Origin of the sequence: Paenibacillus dendritiformis (assembly GCF_015845845.1) — a bacterium.
Taxonomy (GTDB): Bacteria; Bacillota; Bacilli; order Paenibacillales; family Paenibacillaceae; genus Paenibacillus_B; species Paenibacillus_B dendritiformis_C.
This window is the reverse complement of sequence record NZ_LDIG01000181.1, coordinates 1-17,583: the sequence shown is the minus strand read 5'-3', so window position 1 is coordinate 17,583 and position 17,583 is coordinate 1. Positions and strand designations below refer to the sequence as shown.

The following is a 17,583-nucleotide window of genomic DNA, read 5'->3' as shown; positions in this document are numbered from 1 at the left end:
GAAACATGCATGTATGTCGTCTGTAAAGAACACGTAGAATTGGCAATCGATAAATTCGTAGATGAGTATGAGGATGCTCCCGATCTGGTCGATTTGGACGAGGTCGAATTCAGCGATTGGGAGAAGCCGGTCAAATGCTGCATGAATTGCGATCAGGAGGCCAAATTTCTTATCGTGTGAAGGACAGGAGAAGAAAGAATATCGTGCGCTGCACGGAAGAGCAAGGGCGCTGAACCGGAAGGTTGGCGGCCCTTGTTTTTTTGTGAGCATCGCTGTGGATAAACGGGATAAGTCAACCGAAGAAAGGTTGTCCACATGTGGATAAGGCTGCAGGAAAGGGCAAATGCGGTTATCCACAGCACGGCAGAATGCGGATGACGCTGCTTGCGGGATGCCCCGGATGGTTAAGTGGATAAGGGAAATATGCGGGGACATGCCGTAAGTTCGAGAGCGGACGAGGGAGGTCTGTCTGTGCTTATGGCCATTATCCCCATGGTTCAGAGCACATCAAAATGGGGATTGGATCGCCCAAGGGAGAGAATGGTCTGTACGCTCGGATAGACAAGTTGTGAAGGTGAAGCGAAGGATGCGAAACTGGAAGGGGAATGGGTAGCAGCCCTTTTGTTCAGTCTCCCATTGGTTCAGGGTCATACTTACTAACTCTGATTTAGAGGATATGAAAGCTGGCGGACCGGATCTGAGCGGGTGGGATAGTGCCCGTAAGAGACAAGATGCCGGTGAAAAGAGAGGTTAAGAGAAAAACAATGGAGAGTTGTTCCGAGAAGTGGCGGTATGGACCCCTGAGGCGATGGGACAGGCAAGGCAGGCAAGGTGGGAACGGGCCACGCGCCAAAAAGCAGCAACCGGAGGCATGTCTCCGGTTGCTTGCATTTGCTTCGCTTATATGGCGGGAGCGCTGCCGGTTCGAGGCCGGCGGCGGAAGCGGCCCGTGCGGTTCGGCCGATCCTCCCGGAACATGAAGAAGTAACATATCGCCGAGGTCACGTAGAGAATGCCGGTGATGGAGAAGGTCATTGCGTAGCCCCAATAGTAGCCATACGAGGTTACAAGGTACGACTGCACGGAGCCCATGCTGGCCCACCCGAGCATAAAGGCGGTCTGGGTAAGGGAGTTAGCGATACCACGTCTCGAATCCGATATGCGGTCGACCATGATGGCGGATTGAATCGGATTGGCCGCGTTCATGAGAGCCTGCCGGAACAGGAAGCTGATGGAGGCGATGAGCAGCAGGTTCGTGAATCCGGTCAGCAGCAGGAACGGCAATGACATCAGCTGAAATAAGACGACGGCGCGCACTTGTCCGACGCGGTTGACCAAGGTCGGGCCGATGAGCATCGAGACGATGGTCATCACCTGGCCGAGCGAGATCAGCAATCCGACGGCGGTCAGCGAGACGGAGAACCGGTTCGTGAAGTACAGGTTCAAGTATGGCACCACCAAGCCGGAGCCGAGGCCGACGAGAAGCTGGCAGAACGTCAGGCGGCGGATGACCTTCCATTCCCGCTGCTTGGCTGCGGCGGGCGCCGGTTCGGAAGCCTGCGCGGGCTCCGGCTTCTGGGCGGCCCGCTTGCTCTCCTTCACCAGGAGCAGCGGCAGGAAGGCCGCGAAGCTGGCGGCGCCGCCGATGAGCAGCACCGATTGAAGGCTGATGATCTTGCTCCAGCCGAACGCCTGCAGGACGTCGGCCAGATAACCGCCGCCCATGCTCCCCAGCACCTGTGCGGCCAGTACCATCGAGGAATGGTAGCTGAACAGCTTCAGCCGCTGCTCTTTAGGCGTATTTTCCGCCAGGAAAGGAATCGCGATTACCTGGAAAAAGGCCGCGAATATGCCGGTAAATACGGCCAGCACCTGCAGGCTCAGCGGCGCTTCGGCGAAGGCGCGCAGCATGAAGCTGATGCCGGTCACCAACGAGCCGGCAATCAGAATCCGCTTGCGGCTGGAGCGGTCGCCGAGCAGTCCGATCGGGATGAACAGGATCGCCGTCGCCAAGGACTGCACGCTGATGATGGTTCCGTTCATCTGATCGTTATAGCCGAGCGATTGAACATATAGATTATACAGAACGGAGAACATGCCGGTTCCGATCTGGTAGAGAAGGTTGGCAATAAAAAACAGCTGGATATTGCGGTTCCAGCTACGTATCTCTATCGTTGCATGATGCAAAAAGCGCATTCGTGTCACGCCCCCATTTTTCTTGCTGCCTCTCTCATTGTAACAGGGGGGAATGCGGGAATAAAGAGGCCTTGTTGGGAAAGGCCTCTCGTTAGGATGGAAATTACAGGTCAATGAATCAGCTTGCTTTCCTTCGCTTTGCGCACCAGCCCCGCGCTCGCCTTGTTGATCGGGCTTTTGAGGACGAGACCGATAAGGAGGAAGAGGCCCGCGACGACGGCCAGCACGATGATGTCGCGCCGCACGATATCCCACAGAATGCCGCCGACCGCTTCCCGCATCATGCTGATGGCATAGGTGAACGGCAGGAACGGATGAATCGCCTGGAAAAAAGGCGGTGTCGTCTGAATCGGAAAGGTGCCTCCGGAGCCGGCCAACTGCAGGACGAGCAGCACGATGGCGAGCGCCTTCCCTACGTTGCCGAAGACCGAGACCAGCGTGTAGACGGCAAGCATGAAGACGGCGCTGATGATGAGGCCGAAGACGATGAACCAGCCCGGATGGAGCACGTAGGTCTTCAGCAGATAAATATCGCCGGCGGTCACGAACAACGACTGGAGCAGCGCGATGGTCAGGAAGGTGAAGTACCGGCCGAAATAGATTTGCACATTCGTGTAATGCTTGCCCTCTTCATGCACTTCCACCGTCAGCAGCGAGACGAGCAGCAGCGCTCCGACCCAGAGGGACAGCGTCGTGAAGAACGGAGACATAGCCGATCCGTAGTTCGGAATCGGGAAGAGCTTGTTCTCCTTCAGGATGACCGGCTCGGCGAAGAATTCGCTCTCCTTCTCGAAGTTGTTCTTCAGCAGATCGATAATTTCGGCAATATCGCCCTGTTCCTCAAACGCACGGATTTTATCCGCAAATTCCGTAATTTTGGCTTGAACGGCAGGCAGGTTCTTCTGAATTACCGGAATTTTCTCGGTGCCGATGGCGATCACCTTCGAGGCGTCCTTCAATAACGTCTCGATGTCCGGAATATTTTTGATGGCATCCTGGAGCACCTGCTGTACTTTGGCGACGTCCCCGGCCGCCTTGTCCACGCCCTGCAGCATGGCAGGTTGAATCTCGCTGTCGTACCGGTTCAGCAGATCCCCCGCAATGGCTCCCGCATCCTCGGACAGCCGATGGAGATGGTCCAGCAGATCGGCCCCGACCTCTTCGCCGCGATCGACGGCGGCTTTGATCTCATTGACGGTCGCGGCCTGCTGGGTAAGCTTGTCCGAGAGCTGCCGCAATCTGTCGGTTACGCCGTGGAGCTGTCCGCCGGTGACCGCTTGGCTGAGCCGGTTGAACCAATCGGCCGCGCTGTCCGCAATCTTTACGGCGGCGCCCAGCTTCTCCGACAGCCGGCCAAGCCCCTTGCTTGCCAGCGACGGATCGGCGGTGACGTTTTGGAGAATCGCCGTCACCTGGTTCACCGACTCGGCCGCCTGCTGCAGGGTGCTCAAGTCTTGCTTAATGAACGGGGAGATGGTCTCGATGCCTTCCCGGCTGTATTGGAGCAAGTCGGCGAGCCTGGACGAGAATTGCTGCGCGTCCTTCGCCAGTTGGGCGACGGTGGGCAGATTCTTCAACGCCTCGTTCACGATCCGGTTCGCCGTGGTCACGTCTCTCATCGCGGTGTTCACCGCATCCGAGAAGCGGGGGAATGATTTTTCCAGCTTGAATACAAGGTTCTTCACCTTCTCAATGGTCGGCAGCTCATTGGACAGCTCAACCCCAAGCTCATTGAAGATTTTGAAAATCGTCCGGTTGGCCGTTCTGACGAAGTTGTCGCTGACCTCCTCGATGATGCCGGTGGCGCCCTTGGACGTAATTTTTGGAGCGACGGCATTTATTTTTTCATTTACAAAGTAGAGAATCTCGGCCTTGATCGGCTCATTCGACAGCACGGATCCGATACGGGCGGAGAAGTCCTCCGGAATGAGGATGCTGGCGTAGTAATCGCCGTGGCTTACGCCCCTCATCGCTTCGTCCTTGTCGACGAAGGTCCAGCCGATAAGGGTATTGGTTTTCAGATTCTCAACGACCTCGCTGCCGATATTGACGGGCTTGTCCATAATCGCTGCCCCTTGATCGAGGTTGACCACCGCAATTTGGATGCCGCGCGTATTGCTGTACGGGTCCCACGATGCTTCAATATTGAACCACGCATACAGGGACGGAAGAATGCTCAAGCCGAGAATGATGACGGTGGCGGCCCAATTGGAGCCGATTCGCTTCAGGTCGTTCGCATAAATGGAAAAAATATGTTTCATGATGGCCTCCGCTTCCAGATGTACTGTTTTCAGTATTTGCCAAAGGAAATCCAATCATGCGGACGGGGCAGGCGAAGCCGGATGAATCGGTCCATGTGTAGCGGCAAGTGCAGGAGCTGGTGAAATCGAGCGGCCATCGCGGGAAAAGGGCAGGTCCCGGTCTTGACAAATGGCGCGGATATGAGAGGATGAATAAGTTACTGAAGAAAACATCCATGATTCTTCCGAAGTCAGACAGAAAGAAGTGGGGTTGCGTGAAAAAATACGCCATTTATCTCATGCTGGTCGGCGTGATGGTTGCATGGGGCTTGAACGTGACGGCAACGAAGGTGCTGGTGACGCATTTCATGCCGGTCACAATGACTGCATTCCGCATTATGACGGCGGCGCTGAGCGTGTTCCTGCTGCTCATACCGATGCGTCAGCTGCGGCTGCTGCGGGGCAAGGAATGGGGCTATGTGCTGATCGCTTCCTTGTTTAATGTAGTGGGGCATCATTATTTTTTGTCGCTTGGCCTGGCGAATACGTCGGCTTCCAACGGCGGCTTGATTCTCGGCCTGGGGCCGTTGTTAACGACGCTGATGGCGATTCTGTTCCTGGGCACCCGGATGACCTGGTTCAATATGACCGGCATCGTGCTCGGCTTGTCCGGCGTCGCCTTCATCGTTACGCATGGCAGCTCGGGGATGAGCGGCGTCTCGATTGGGGATGTGTATGTGTTCCTGGCCATTCTGGCGCAGGCGATCAGCTTCATTCTGATTAAAAAAATGGCCGCCACGCTCGATCCGCGGCTGATGACGGGATATATGCTCTTTTTTGGATCCTTCGGATTGTACGCGTTAAGCCGGGTGATGGAGCCGGATGGGATGGCCAGCATGGCGCAGACCGATATCGGGCTGTGGGCGGTCTTCCTCGGTTCGGCGGTGATCGCGACGGCTGTCGGCCATATGACGTACAATTACGCGATTGGCCAGGTCGGTGCCGCGGAGGCGTCGATCTTTATCAATCTGAATCCTTTCTTCGCCTTGATCGGCTCATCGCTCCTGCTGGGCGAGGCTGTCACGCTCGTGCAGATGTCAGGGTTCGTGCTCATCCTGATCGGCGTCCTGTTCGGCTCGGGCGCCCTTGAGGAGTGGCTGCGCCAGCACCGTCTGCGGAAAGGGGACAATCGCGGGTATCATCAGGCGGCGGAGAGCAAAGGCTGCAGCAGCGGCTCTTGAACCTTCTTGGCGGAAGCCGGGAAGGCGGCGGATAGTATGAATCGGACAAGGCCAGAGAAAGGGCTGTTCCATAAGTAGGTTTTAACTATAGTGAAGACAGCCCCACCCTGCTCCACAGCGCGACTTGCCGAAAAAGCTGCGAAAGTACAGTTTTTCATTGGAGCGTTTACTCCGTTGACGAAATTCCTGCAAAACGGCATGAATGTAAGCTATGCCAATAGACTGAAAGCATAAATCGGCGAAAAATGATGCACTTTTGCAGGAATTGTATCAGATAGCGGCTGAAATAGCGTAAATTCCTGCACAATTGCAGGATTCGCTGCCTCGACGATCTTCCGCCGCCAGTCCCGCCGCCGTCTTTTCCACCTCTACATTCTCTGTTGCCCATCTTGCCCTGCGTCATGATTCAATTCCTATGGGAAGTCCCTTTTTGGCGTGGCTATGTATTGAAATGACGCTTCCGGCTTGCGGCTCGGGATCGAATAGTCCCGCTTAAAAGCGCTGGTGCGTCACAAATTCCCGCACCGGCTTGCGGTAACCGCGCGGCCGCAGGCTGGAGGTGTCTTGCTTGCCAATCGTGATCAGCATGACTGGAATATATGTGGCGGGAATATTCAGAATTGCCCGCACCTTGTCCGGATCGAAGCCGATCATCGGGCAGGTGTCCCACCCCTTGGCCTTGGCCGCGAGCATGAACTGCATGGCGGACAGGCTGGCATTGCGAATCGCCTCATCTCGCTTGAACGTCTCTCCGCGCTCTTCATAGAAGCGAATCGTATCCTCTGCCATCATATCCGCCTCCTGCTGGCTCAGCACTCCGAGGTGGACCAACCCTTCGTTCAGCTCCCGTGCCTTCAGATGGGCTTCCGTGCTTCCCAATACGGCGATGACGCCCGAAGCCGTCTTGACCTTGTACTGCTTGTTCGCTGCCTCGTACAGCTGCTCCTTAAGCTCTCCATCCGTTACGGTTACGTAATGCGCATGCTGCAAATTGAATGCGGACGGGGCGAACTTCACCAGCGAAAAAATTTCTTCCAGCTCCGGCTCGGAGATAGCGATGTTCTCTATAAATTTATTGGCGGATCGTCTTTCCTTGATGATAGCTTCAAAATCTTGTGTCATGGTAAACCGTCCTCCTCAAAAATCATTGATGGTCCTATTTTACCACCTTTACTTATTAAAAGTAAGTACATATTATAATAAAATTAACATTATTTTTGTTATTTTAATTTTAAGGCATGCGAACCGAGCACGGCGAATTGATAAGATTTTGATAAGAATGGGCTTCGGGCGGCCCGTAAGCGGATTTTTATGCTAATTTGAATTCAGATTGCTGCGCGAAAGGCGGGTGGAGGTATTTTGCTAATTCTGACAATTTAGAAAGTCATAAACGCCGAATGAAACACATATTGGTGCTCCCGGCGGCATACATATAAGTTCTTAAGGGAGCTCTCTGAAATTTTATTTTAGGAGGAATGGATGAGGGATGAAATGGAAACGAAAGAGGCCGGCCTTGCTTCTGAGCCTGTGCCTGCTCTGGTCGCTGCTCGCTCCCGCCGGACAAGCTCTGGCTGCCGGGCTGCCGCAGACCGAGTTCGGGCAGGTGCTTGATCGGAGGCAAATGGAGATCGGCCCGGGAGCCACGTACACCTGGTACAACATGAAGCTTCCGCAAGGCTTGGAGAAGGTGCATTTCATCGAATTCGATCCGAAAAATGAGGCGCTCGATCTGCAGCCGGGCATGACGGACGGCAAAGTGTACGGCATGCAGGGGGTGACCAAGATGGCAAGCGATGCGGACAAGCAGGGGAACCGGGTCATCGCGGCCATCAACGGCGATTTCTATGACATGTCCACCGGCGTGCCGCTCGGCCTCTTCATGGGAGACGGCGAGATTCTCGTCAGCCCGCCTGAGCCCGCCAGTTGGTATGCCTTCGGCTTGAAGGAAGACGGCACGACCGTCTACGGGTTGAGTCCGGTCCTTAAGCGGACGCTGCATATCGGCGGCAAGGATGTGGAACTATCGGACATCAACCGCATGCGCGGCACGGGAGACAAGCTGATGCTGTACACGTCCGCCTTCCATACGTCGACGATGACGAATCAGCTTGGGGACGAGGTGGTGCTGGACGTGATGTCCGGCGAGGTGAAGAGCGGGCAGACGCTGAAGCTGAAGGTGTCCGAGCTAAGACTGCATGCGGGCGATACGCCGCTCGCCGAGGGCAAGGTCGTCTTGTCTGCGGCGGGATCCTATCGCGAGCTGCTGCAGGGACTTCGGGTCGGCGATGAAGTCGCGATCGATTTCGAGCTGGAGGAAGCGTGGCGCGACGTGAAGATGGCCATCGGCGGCGTGGCCCAACTGTTGAAGGACGGCGAGGTGCAGCCGCAGAGCGACAAGGCGCTTTATCCGCGCGTCGCGATCGGCACGAAGGCCGACGGCTCGATGGTCATGATCGAGATTGACGGCCGTGCGCCGGGCTTCAGCGAGGGAGTGTCGTATGACGACCTGGCGAAGGTGATGAAGGACATCGGCGTCGTCAACGCGCTCTGTCTCGATGGCGGCGGCTCCTCCACGTTCGTGGCGCGGCTGCCAGGCATGCCGGAGCGCCGCATCTTGAACCGCCCGTCAGACGGCGGGGAGCGGAAGACGGCCAATGGGCTGCTGCTCGTGAACAAGGCGCCGGAGGGCGAGGCGGCGCGCCTGGTGGTGCAGCCGAATCTGGAGCGGGTGCTGGCCGGGTCTTCCTACACGTTCAAGACGGCGGGCATCGATGCGAACGGCCACCCGGCTCAAGTTGCGGGCACGCCGCAATGGAGCGTCGATCCGGCTATGGGAACCATCGATGAGAACGGCTTGTTCACGGCAGGCGATTCCGCCGGATTCGCCGAGGTGAAGGTCTCTCTCGGCGGCTTGACTGGCCAGGGGGAGGTCGAGGTGGTGAAGGAGTTGACCGAGCTGCGCTTCCCGGATACCGTTCGCACCTTCGCTTCCGGCGAGAAGGTTACCCTTCAGGTGAGCGCTCTGCGGGATGGGCAGGACATCGTGGCCGACAACCGCCACTTCGCTTGGCGGGTGGAGGGGCCGATTGGGACAATCGATGAGAACGGCGTCTTCACGGCGACGGACGAGACGGAGAAGAGCGGGCGCATTGTCGCTGCTTACGGAGGCATTGAGGCCTCGATGGAGGTCAATGTCGGATTGCCTCCCGTCATTTTGGAGGATTTCGAATCGGGCATGGATCGGTATTTGGCGACAAGCGGGGATCGGTATAAAAGTGTCCGCGTCAGTGCAGAGACGAACGAGGAGTTCGTTCGCTTCGGCTCCTCCTCGGCCAAGCTGGAATATGATTTCACCGATACGGTCGGCATATCCGGCGCCTACCTCGCCGCGAAGGATGATGCGTCGCGCATCCAGATCCCGGGGTACCCGGAGAAGATCAGCGTCTGGGTCTATGGCGACGGCAAGGCGCACTGGCTGCGCGGCCAGATCCGCGACGGCAATAACGCGGCGGTGGCCCTGGATTTCACCGAGGAGAAGGTTGGCGTTGATTTCACCGGATGGCGCTACCTGGAGGCGGAGGTGCCGAAGGGCAGACCGCTGCCGTTAACGATGGATCGGCCGATCCGGTATATGGAGACGAAGAATGACAACAAGACGGCGGGGGTAATTTATATCGATCAGATTCGGGCGCTGTACGGGCCGGCTGACGATGATTTGGAGCCGCCGATCTTGAAGGATTTCGCCCCGGCTGATGGCAGCACGGTAGATACGGCAACGCCGGAGATTCATGTGTATGCCGAGGATGCCGGGTATGATCCGGTGGCTCATCCGGGCACGACGCTTATCGATCCCGGGTCGATCCGCATGATGGTCGACGGGAAGCTCGTGGCGCACAGTCTGTACCCGCCTAAGGGCAAAATCTCGTATATTCCGTCGGTGCCGCTCGCGGACGGCGTGCATACGGCGAAGGTGCGGGTCAAGGATTTGTCCGGGAACCCGACGGAGAAGGAGTGGAGGTTCGAGGTCGATACGGGCGCTCCGAAATTGATGTATACCGGCCCTGATAATGTGTATGCCGGCGGCACATATACGGTCGATGTTACCGCTCTCCGTGCTTCTGATATCCGCCGGGCAAGCATCGCTTTTGATTTCGACCCGGCCCAGGCGGAAGGGCTGGAGGTCGTGCCTGGGGCCAAGCTCCAGGATAGCCATCTTGCGTCAACGGTCGATCCGGCCAGCGGCGCGGTGGAGCTTAGGTTCACGGGCCTGTCCGATTTGATTCTGTCCGACGACGATGTGCTGGCGCAGATCCGGTACCGGGTGAAGACGAACACCGAGGGCGAGCTGCGGGTGAATTTCCGCTCGGGATCGATCGCGTTCGCCGATCAGGATGGCGTCGACTTCGATTTCTTCGGGCTGCCGCTGGTGGCGGCGGTGCAGTACCATCTGCGGCTGACCTGGAACCCGGACGGCATCGCCCAAGGGAATGAGACGGTGTTCGGCGTCGTCGATGAGCAGGGCCAGCCGGTAGAAGGCGCGCGGCTGATGACGGCGGACGGGCAGGAAATTGGCGTTACCGATGAAGAGGGCAAGCTTGCGACCCGCGCCTTGACCGGGACGGTCAAGGAGTATGCGCTGCAGGCGATGAAGGAGGAGCGCTACAGTCCGGTCGTGAAGTTCAAGGTATCGCCGCTTGCGGGCGGCAGCGAACCGTACAATATCAGTGTCGCGATGGGAGCAGATCCGGCCGTGTCGCGCGGATTCGCCTGGCATACGCATGCGAACGTGGAAGCGACGGTGGTCGAGGTGGCGAAGCGGGACGGATTTTCCGGCTTTGACGGAGCCGGCGTCCTCAAGGTGAACGGCACGAGCAGCCTCTATCATACCTGGGATATCGGTACCGTGCGCGTGCACAAAGCGGTCGTGGACGGGCTGGAGCCTGGCACCGCCTATGTCTATCGTGTCGGCGACGGCGGCAGCCATGTGAGCGAGGGCTCGTTCCGGACGGCGGGGACGCCGGAAGAGCCGACCAAGTTCTTGTTCTTCGGCGACTCGCAGGCCTCCAATGCCGCCGGCTTCAAGCTGTGGGGCAATATTCTTCGCAAAGCCGCGGGCGATCATCCGGACTTTGATTTCATCCTGCAGGCCGGGGATATGGTGGAGGACGGCTTCAAGGAAAATGAATGGAATCTGTGGTTCAAGGAAGCGCAGGACATCTTGACAAAGACGACGATCGTCTCGGTGGTCGGCAACCACGAGGTGACGGGCACCCGGAAAAATGACGATTTCCTGGCGCATTTCAATAACCCGCAAAATGGAATCGACAGCCTCAAGGGCAGCAATTATTCCTTCGATTATCACAATGCCCACATCGTGGTGCTGAACAGCGAATATGACTTCGAGGCGCAAAAGGAGTGGCTGCGCCGCGACCTGGCCGCTACGGACAAGACATGGAAGATCGTCACCTTCCATCGAGGTCCATACGGCAGCGTCTATGACTCCGCCCATATCCGCGAGGCGTGGACGTCGACGTTCGAAGAGTTCCATGTCGACCTGGCGATGAACGGGCATGACCATGTCTATGTCCGTTCCTTTCCGATGCGCGGCGGGAAGCCGGTCGGCGAAGGCGAGGGCACGACGTATGTCGTCGGCGGCTCGACCGGGCCGAAGTTCTATGCCGTGACGCCGCGCGAATGGCAGTATAAGGTGGACGGCGAGCAGACGCAGATCTACGGCGCCGTGGAGATTCGCGGGGGCGAGCTGACGTTCACGGTGAAGACGCTCGGCGACCGGCTGGTCGATCAGTTCACGCTGCGCAAGGGCCCGACGGAGCCGGTGCCTCCGGCGGAAGTCGTGCTGGACCCGCCGCAGGCGAAGCTGGCGGTCGGGGAGAGCGTGAAGCTGAAGGCGACGGTGCTGCCGGCCGAGGCGAGCGACAAGACGGTGACGTGGTCCGTCTACCGCTCTTCCGCCGACGGCGTGGCTTCGGTCACGGCGGATGGCGTCGTGACCGCTCATGCGCTCGGCACCGCCGTCGTTCGGGCGACGAGCGTCGTCGAGGCGGTCTATGCTGACAGCGTAATTACGGTTGACCGTCTGCCGGAGGTTATCGTCGATGAGGTCCGGCTCGACCGGACGGAGGGCACCTTGAAGGCGGGCGAGACCTTGCAGTTGACTGCGTCGGTGCTGCCGGAGACGGCCGATCCGTCCGTCATCTGGGCGGTGTACCGCTCTGCGCCGGAGGGCGTGGCGACGGTAAGCGACCACGGCCTGATTACGGCCGTGAAGCCGGGGACGGCGGTCATCCGCGCGCTGAGCCGGGCGGATGCGTCGAAGTACGCCGACTTCCGGCTGACGGTGACGCGGGCCGTGGAGCCGCCGAAGCCAGAGCCAGAGCCGGAGCCGGAAGAGTCGAGCGACAGTGGCGGCTCCTGGACGGAGCCGAGCGTGACGCCGAAGCCGCCGGAGCCGGCCGCGAAGGTGGAGCCGGGCCGGATTCGCGTGAAGGCGAAGCGGGATTCGGGCGGCGCTCTCGCCCGGGCGGAGGTGACGGCTGCGATGCTGGAGCAGGCGCTGCAGGGCGTCGCGCCGGATGGGCGCGGCGTGAAGAGGGTCCGCATTGAGGCGGATGCGGACAAGGACGCGACCGGCGTCGCGCTGTCGCTGCCTGCGGCGGCGGTGTCGGATTCGAGCCTGCGGCAAGAATACGAAATCGTGACGCCGCAGGCGACCGTGACGGCACCGTCGGGACTGGTGCCGGAAGGGGCGTTGGCGGGCGATGCGAAGACGGTGAGCATCGTCATCGCCCAGGCCGACCGCAGCGCATGGCCCGCGGGGCTGGCTGCGCAGGCAGGCGGCCGCCCTGCGGTGGAGCTGTCGCTGCTGGCGGACGGGAAGCCACTGTCCGCCGGGAAGCTTGGGGAACGCGTGCTTGTCGCCGTTCCATATGAACCGGCTGCGCGGGAGCTGGCGCAGCCGCATCGCATCGTCGTCCGGACGGTAGATGCGCATGGCCGGGTTATCGCGGTTCCGAATGCGCGGTATGATGCGAAGTCTGCTATGGTGTATTTTACGGTGAACACATTGGGTGTTGCAGCAGTGAGCTTCTATGCGGATGAGTTCGACGATATCGGACAGCTTGGCTGGGCGAAGACATCGATAGACGCATTGGCGGCCAGAGGCATCATTAGCGGCATCGGCGGCAGTCGGTTCGCGCCGCAGTCGGAGATTTCCCGGGCAGACTTCATGGTGATGCTGGTGCGGGCGCTGGAGCTTCAAGCGGTCAGCCGCGAAGGGGCGAGCGGCTCTGGCTTCGCTGATGTGGGCGCTGGGGCGTACTATGCGGACGCGATTGCGATCGCCAAGGAATTGGGCCTGGTACGGGGCAAGCGGGATGGCTTCTTTGGGCCGCAATATGCGGTTACCCGCCAAGATCTGTTCACGATGACGGCCCGCGCACTGGAGCACATCGGCAAGCTGAAGCTGACGAGCGATCCGGCCGCGTTGACCCAATTCGCCGATCATGAGAAGATATCCGGCTATGCGAAGGAGGCGCTTGCCGCCTTGCTGGAGGAAGGGCTTATTCAAGGCAGCGGCAGCAAGCTGCGTCCGAACGGTTACGCGACCCGGGCCGAAGTCGCGGTCTTCTTGAAGCGGATATTGGCGCTGGTTCAGGAACAGGAATGAGATATTAAGCAGCAGAATAGGGTAGTGGAGTTGTTGGAATGGGCGCTCTCTGTGTGAGGGCGCCTTTTTTATGGCGGATATTTTTTCAGAAGGAATGAAGGGCGGGAATTCGCAGGTGTGTTCAAGGCCTTATCGCCACTCTCCCAAGCGGTCAGGTAATGGGAATGGAACTTGAGATGAGGTCACAGACGAGCGTGGTTTTTGCGGAAGCGACGTGAAAGTTATAGCTGCTTATGGGGGGCTGGTGATAGCAGCGCACGCGGGATGGGATACCTGGCGGCGTTGAATAGACGAGCCGAGGAATTGTCGGGTACACTAGAAGCAAGGATGGTACTTTAAGAGGCGATGGTTCTCTTTTGGATAAAGTAAACAAAACGAAACGGGGTAAGCGAGACGAATGTTCATCCAATTGGTATGCGTAGGGAAGCTGAAGGAGAAATACTTGGTGCAGGGGATTGCCGAATATAGCAAGCGACTGGCACCGTATGTAAAATTTCAGGTCATCGAGGTGCCCGACGAGCAGGCGCCCGAGAAGATGAGCGACGCCGAGGTGGAACAGGTGAAGGAGCGGGAAGGCGAACGCATCCTCGGCCACATCAAGCCGGATGCGCATGTGGTGGCGCTGGCCATCGACGGACAACTCTGGTCGAGCGAGGACCTGGCCTCTCATATCGATCGCCTGGCGACCTACGGAACAAGCCACGTCGTCTTTATCATCGGCGGTTCAAATGGCCTGTCAGACGCCGTCCTGCGCCGCGCGCAGACGAAGCTGTCCTTCGGTCGCATGACGCTGCCGCATCAACTGATGCGCCTGGTGCTCGTAGAGCAGATTTACCGGGCGGTTAAGATCAATCGGGGAGAACCATACCATAAATAATTGAGGTAAAGCATTATGTCTAAAATTGACAATATGATGGCGATTCTATGGATGTTGAATTCAGGCAGGAAAATTACCGCAAAACAAATAGCTGAAAAGTTAGAGATTAATATAAGGACGGTTTACCGTTATATTGATGCGCTTTCTGCCAGTGGTGTGCCGATTATATCGGACACAGGTCATCATGGGGGGTATACCCTGTTGAATAATTTTATTGAAAGTCCTCTTCTTTTCGATGTTGATGAGAAAACTGCATTACTTCATGCTGCTGTTTTTGCCAAAGAAGCTGGCTACTTTTTAGGGGAGGCATTAGACCGAGCGACATCAAAGCTAACAATGTATTCAAATCAAGAGCAGGAAAGAAGGATTAAGCAACATTTAAAAGGGCTTGAAGTCATGAGTCCAACTGGAAAATCATCTATGGAGCCAATATTGAAGCAATTGGAGCAAGGTATAGTAAACGAATCATCTGTAGAAATTGAATATCATACAAATCGTGAAGAGCAATCCAAGCGCAGGATTGTTGATCCATATGGAATGATTTATTGGAATAATAACTGGTATGTCATTGCATTTTGTCATCTAAGGAATGAAGTCCGCAGTTTTAGAGTAGGGCGAATTCGCAGTATTATTCAAACAGAAATTACCTTCAATCGTCCAACGTCCTTTTCGGCCGGTGAATTTTTTATGAAAAGCCTGCTTCCAGAAACAGCAGATAACCAAGGACTTATGCCATTAGTTGTTGGCGGTACGACCAGTGCGTTGGATAATTTATGCCAGCATTGGTTTTTAGGGCATCATTTCAAAGAACGAACTTCAAAGAAAGCTGTATTTCTGCTTGAAGAAGAAGCAATTCATACATATGTGCCGTATTTACTTTTACCTTACGGTAAATCTATTCAAGTCATTGAACCACTAAGTTTGAAGCAAAAACTTATTGAGGTTCTATATGAGTTAATTGATTATTATCAAGCTTAAAAACTTTACTGACGGAGGATGTCAGTAAAGTTTTTTTATATTAGGGTATATCGATTCATCCCTTACAAAAGGAGTGCTGTTATGCATACAAGAAGAGTGTATCTTTATGTATTTGATACGATGTCAGACTGGGAGGTAGGTTATTTAATTGCGGAACTCAACTCGGGAAGGTATTTTAAAAAAGAATTAGCGCCTTTAGAGGTGGTTGCCGTAGGCATTGATAAAAATCCTGTTACTACAATGGGAGGATTGAAAATACTGCCTAGTATTTCTATTGATGAGTGTATTTTGGAAAGTACCGATGTTTTAGTTCTTCCGGGCGGAAATACTTGGACAGAAGCAATTCACGAACCTTTATTAAAAAAAGCTTCTACATCTTTAAAAGAAGGTACTGTTGTTGCGGCGATTTGTGGTGCAACAGTGGGACTTGCAAAGATGGGGTTGCTAAACTCAAGAAGGCATACAAGCAATAATCTGGAATACATGAAAATGATTTGTCCTACTTATATTGGAGAAAAATATTATGAAATGGAACCGGCAGTTACTGATGGGAATTTAGTTACTGCATCAGGAATAGCTCCGGTGGAATTTGCGATGCATGTATTGAAGGTGCTGGATGTATTTACACCAGACACATTACAGTCATGGTTCAATCTTTATCAGACTCATGAACCGAAATATTTCTTCGAGTTAATGAATTCTATTAATAGCTGATTGGTTGAGGCGTGACTACGGACAAAAGGCTGGATATCACCTACTATGGACAACTGCATTCGATTGCGCTGACCTTTAGCGAAAAAGATCGCTACATCACGATTCGCGGGTTCCTGAAGTTGATCAGGGACAAATACGAAATTCGTCTTTTTGCGGACTCCTATTTTTCCGTTACCCACCAGTTTTTGATTTTACCGAATCGTCTGTGGGAGGAACTGGACGCCCGGTGCCCGACGCGGACTAGGGAGATGTTTCGCAGCATCGATGACGAGCTGGATTTTCCGTGAGGGTGCCTCAGAAGGAAAAAATGCGATTATCGCTTATAAAAGCAACCCGCAAACTTTGGTGTTTGGCGGGTTGTTTTTTCTTTACAGGTCAAGCTTTTTACTTTCGCGTTGTTCAAGGCTGCGGGCCGTCTGGCTTAGCTCGACATTTTTTTGATCCTGAAAGGTTCCCAAGGCGAGATCAAAAACCGGGTTTGTCACGCCGTACCAGTAATTTTCATTTTTATAGTGATGCCATAAATGGACTTTTTTCATCCAACGGCCCCAGGGGGTAACGGGGGTAATCGGACGATGGGCGATATAGTGCTTCCACTCATAAAACAAGAGAAACAGGATCACGCCAGCGATAAAAGCATTCGTAATCACGAGGCTTGCTGAAATAAAGTAGGCGATGGTTCCCGCGATGGCGAGATTCGGCAGAGTATACCACAAGGGCAGAAACAATAAATGCAGGTCATTCGGATTGGAGTGATGATCATAATGCAAACGCTTAAGTAATTTTAAAAAGAAGGGGTTCTTCGGAGTTTTTAGGTGAAACAGGAAACGGTGCGTAAAATACTCGGCGGCGGCATAAGCGGCCATGCCTATGGTGAATGCAATCCATGGGCCGATGGTTGTCAGGCCTGGAATGAGCAGGCTAAAACTGACCAAGAAGATTCCGTACATGATGCATATATCGGGAAAAAGGAAAAACTCTTTTATATATTTAGTCTTCATTCAAAACGCCTCCTTAATGCCGTTACTTAGGGCCAACGTTTCCGTGTTTCTTGTGAAGCGGCCTTTTTGCTGCGCTGATCTATGAATATGCAGGAAATACGGGGGTGTTGCCGGTTGATCACTGGGAATGCTGGTTCAAGTAAATTACCGTCGCTCAAGATAAGTCAGGGGAACCGTAACCTAAAGAAAGGCAAGTTTTTGCTCTGGGTGGGGGATAATGTATTCATTGCGTGCGAAAGAGAGGATCGGCAAGGAAATTCGTTTTTATGCGGTACCCGGGAAACACTCCAGCATGCTATGAGGGAAGCGGGTATCGATACAAACGCGGTTTATATCACCTATTTGCTTAAATGCCGACCGATGCGTGCTTATAATAAGCCTGAGGCCAGAGCAGCATGTATTCCCCATCTACAATTACAGCTCCTGGAGAAGCAGCCGTCGGTATTATTTGGTTTTGGGAATGTCGTGGCGGAAGCAATATTCCCACAGAAGGAGAACGCCAGTGTCAAGGAATTGCGAGGGAGCTGGCACGAGTTTCAGGGTATCCCGATCAGCTTTACCTATCACCCGCTTGCCGTAAGAAGGAGACCCAATTTACTGAGGCTCTTCGTAGAGGATTTGAAAGCATTGAAGGAGAAGTGGAAGGAAA

At 55.4% G+C, this 17,583-nt stretch carries 12 protein-coding genes; 8 read left to right on the top strand and 4 right to left on the bottom strand.

What is annotated here, in order from left to right; all coding sequences use genetic code 11:
• Nucleotides 1–9 precede the first annotated feature (9 nt).
• Nucleotides 10–180: a CxxH/CxxC protein gene (locus ABD76_RS18785; RefSeq protein WP_006678705.1), complete on the top strand. Its 171-nt coding sequence runs from the start codon at nt 10–12 to the stop codon at nt 178–180.
• 720 nt (nt 181–900) lie between these two features.
• Here the strand turns inward: ABD76_RS18785 and ABD76_RS18780 are convergent.
• Together ABD76_RS18780 and ABD76_RS18775 are read right to left on the bottom strand one after the other, a co-directional pair.
• Entirely contained in the window at nt 901–2,196 is a 1,296-nt protein-coding gene (locus ABD76_RS18780; RefSeq protein WP_197258709.1) for an MFS transporter, read from the bottom strand.
• 110 nt (nt 2,197–2,306) lie between these two features.
• Entirely contained in the window at nt 2,307–4,457 is a 2,151-nt protein-coding gene (locus tag ABD76_RS18775; RefSeq protein WP_197258708.1) for a YhgE/Pip domain-containing protein, read from the bottom strand.
• Nucleotides 4,458–4,711: 254 nt separating this feature from the next.
• Here ABD76_RS18775 and ABD76_RS18770 point away from each other — a divergent pair, with 254 nt between their 5' ends.
• The gene (locus ABD76_RS18770) at nt 4,712–5,677 is read left to right on the top strand and encodes an EamA family transporter (RefSeq protein ID WP_197258719.1); all 966 of its coding nucleotides are present in this window, start codon (nt 4,712–4,714) and stop codon (nt 5,675–5,677) included.
• 492 nt (nt 5,678–6,169) lie between these two features.
• Here ABD76_RS18770 and ABD76_RS18765 read toward each other — a convergent pair whose 3' ends face one another.
• A complete protein-coding gene (locus tag ABD76_RS18765) occupies nt 6,170–6,799 on the bottom strand; it encodes a nitroreductase family protein (RefSeq protein WP_197258707.1) in 630 nt (209 codons plus the stop codon).
• 364 nt (nt 6,800–7,163) lie between these two features.
• Between ABD76_RS18765 and ABD76_RS18760 the strand changes: the two genes are divergently transcribed.
• The 5 genes from ABD76_RS18760 (at nt 7,164) to ABD76_RS18740 (ending at nt 16,220) form a co-directional block, all read left to right on the top strand.
• Nucleotides 7,164–13,364 carry a phosphodiester glycosidase family protein gene (locus ABD76_RS18760; RefSeq protein ID WP_197258706.1) on the top strand — a complete coding sequence of 2,067 codons (6,201 nt, stop codon included), beginning with the start codon at nt 7,164–7,166 and terminating at the stop codon, nt 13,362–13,364.
• A gap of 397 nt (nt 13,365–13,761) precedes the next feature.
• On the top strand, nt 13,762–14,241 hold the full coding sequence (rlmH, locus tag ABD76_RS18755) for a 23S rRNA (pseudouridine(1915)-N(3))-methyltransferase RlmH (protein WP_197258705.1): 480 nt from the start codon (nt 13,762–13,764) through the stop codon (nt 14,239–14,241).
• Nucleotides 14,242–14,256: 15 nt separating this feature from the next.
• Entirely contained in the window at nt 14,257–15,219 is a 963-nt protein-coding gene (locus ABD76_RS18750; protein WP_197258704.1) for a helix-turn-helix transcriptional regulator, read from the top strand.
• Between the two features lie 81 nt (nt 15,220–15,300).
• Nucleotides 15,301–15,933 carry a type 1 glutamine amidotransferase family protein gene (locus ABD76_RS18745; protein WP_197258703.1) on the top strand — a complete coding sequence of 211 codons (633 nt, stop codon included), beginning with the start codon at nt 15,301–15,303 and terminating at the stop codon, nt 15,931–15,933.
• Between the two features lie 11 nt (nt 15,934–15,944).
• On the top strand, nt 15,945–16,220 hold the full coding sequence (locus tag ABD76_RS18740; RefSeq protein WP_242069642.1) for a hypothetical protein: 276 nt from the start codon (nt 15,945–15,947) through the stop codon (nt 16,218–16,220).
• Nucleotides 16,221–16,301: 81 nt separating this feature from the next.
• Here the strand turns inward: ABD76_RS18740 and ABD76_RS18735 are convergent, their stop codons facing one another.
• Entirely contained in the window at nt 16,302–16,934 is a 633-nt protein-coding gene (locus ABD76_RS18735) for a sterol desaturase family protein (protein ID WP_197258616.1), read from the bottom strand.
• A gap of 114 nt (nt 16,935–17,048) precedes the next feature.
• Here ABD76_RS18735 and ABD76_RS18730 point away from each other — a divergent pair.
• The coding region (locus ABD76_RS18730) for a uracil-DNA glycosylase (protein ID WP_242069641.1) at nt 17,049–17,583 on the top strand (535 nt) is incomplete at its 3' end.

Excerpts from the sequence above, each read along its gene's own strand:
- ABD76_RS18780 (WP_197258709.1), bottom strand. The coding sequence starts at position 2,196 with ATGCGCTTTTTGCATCATGCAACGATAGAGATACGTAGCTGGAACCGC.
- ABD76_RS18760 (WP_197258706.1), top strand. The coding sequence starts at position 7,164 with ATGAAATGGAAACGAAAGAGGCCGGCCTTGCTTCTGAGCCTGTGCCTG.
- ABD76_RS18775 (WP_197258708.1), bottom strand. The coding sequence starts at position 4,457 with ATGAAACATATTTTTTCCATTTATGCGAACGACCTGAAGCGAATCGGC.
- ABD76_RS18750 (WP_197258704.1), top strand. The coding sequence starts at position 14,257 with ATGTCTAAAATTGACAATATGATGGCGATTCTATGGATGTTGAATTCA.
- ABD76_RS18735 (WP_197258616.1), bottom strand. The coding sequence starts at position 16,934 with ATGAAGACTAAATATATAAAAGAGTTTTTCCTTTTTCCCGATATATGC.
- ABD76_RS18785 (WP_006678705.1), top strand. The coding sequence starts at position 10 with ATGTATGTCGTCTGTAAAGAACACGTAGAATTGGCAATCGATAAATTC.
- rlmH (WP_197258705.1), top strand. The coding sequence starts at position 13,762 with ATGTTCATCCAATTGGTATGCGTAGGGAAGCTGAAGGAGAAATACTTG.
- ABD76_RS18745 (WP_197258703.1), top strand. The coding sequence starts at position 15,301 with ATGCATACAAGAAGAGTGTATCTTTATGTATTTGATACGATGTCAGAC.
- ABD76_RS18765 (WP_197258707.1), bottom strand. The coding sequence starts at position 6,799 with ATGACACAAGATTTTGAAGCTATCATCAAGGAAAGACGATCCGCCAAT.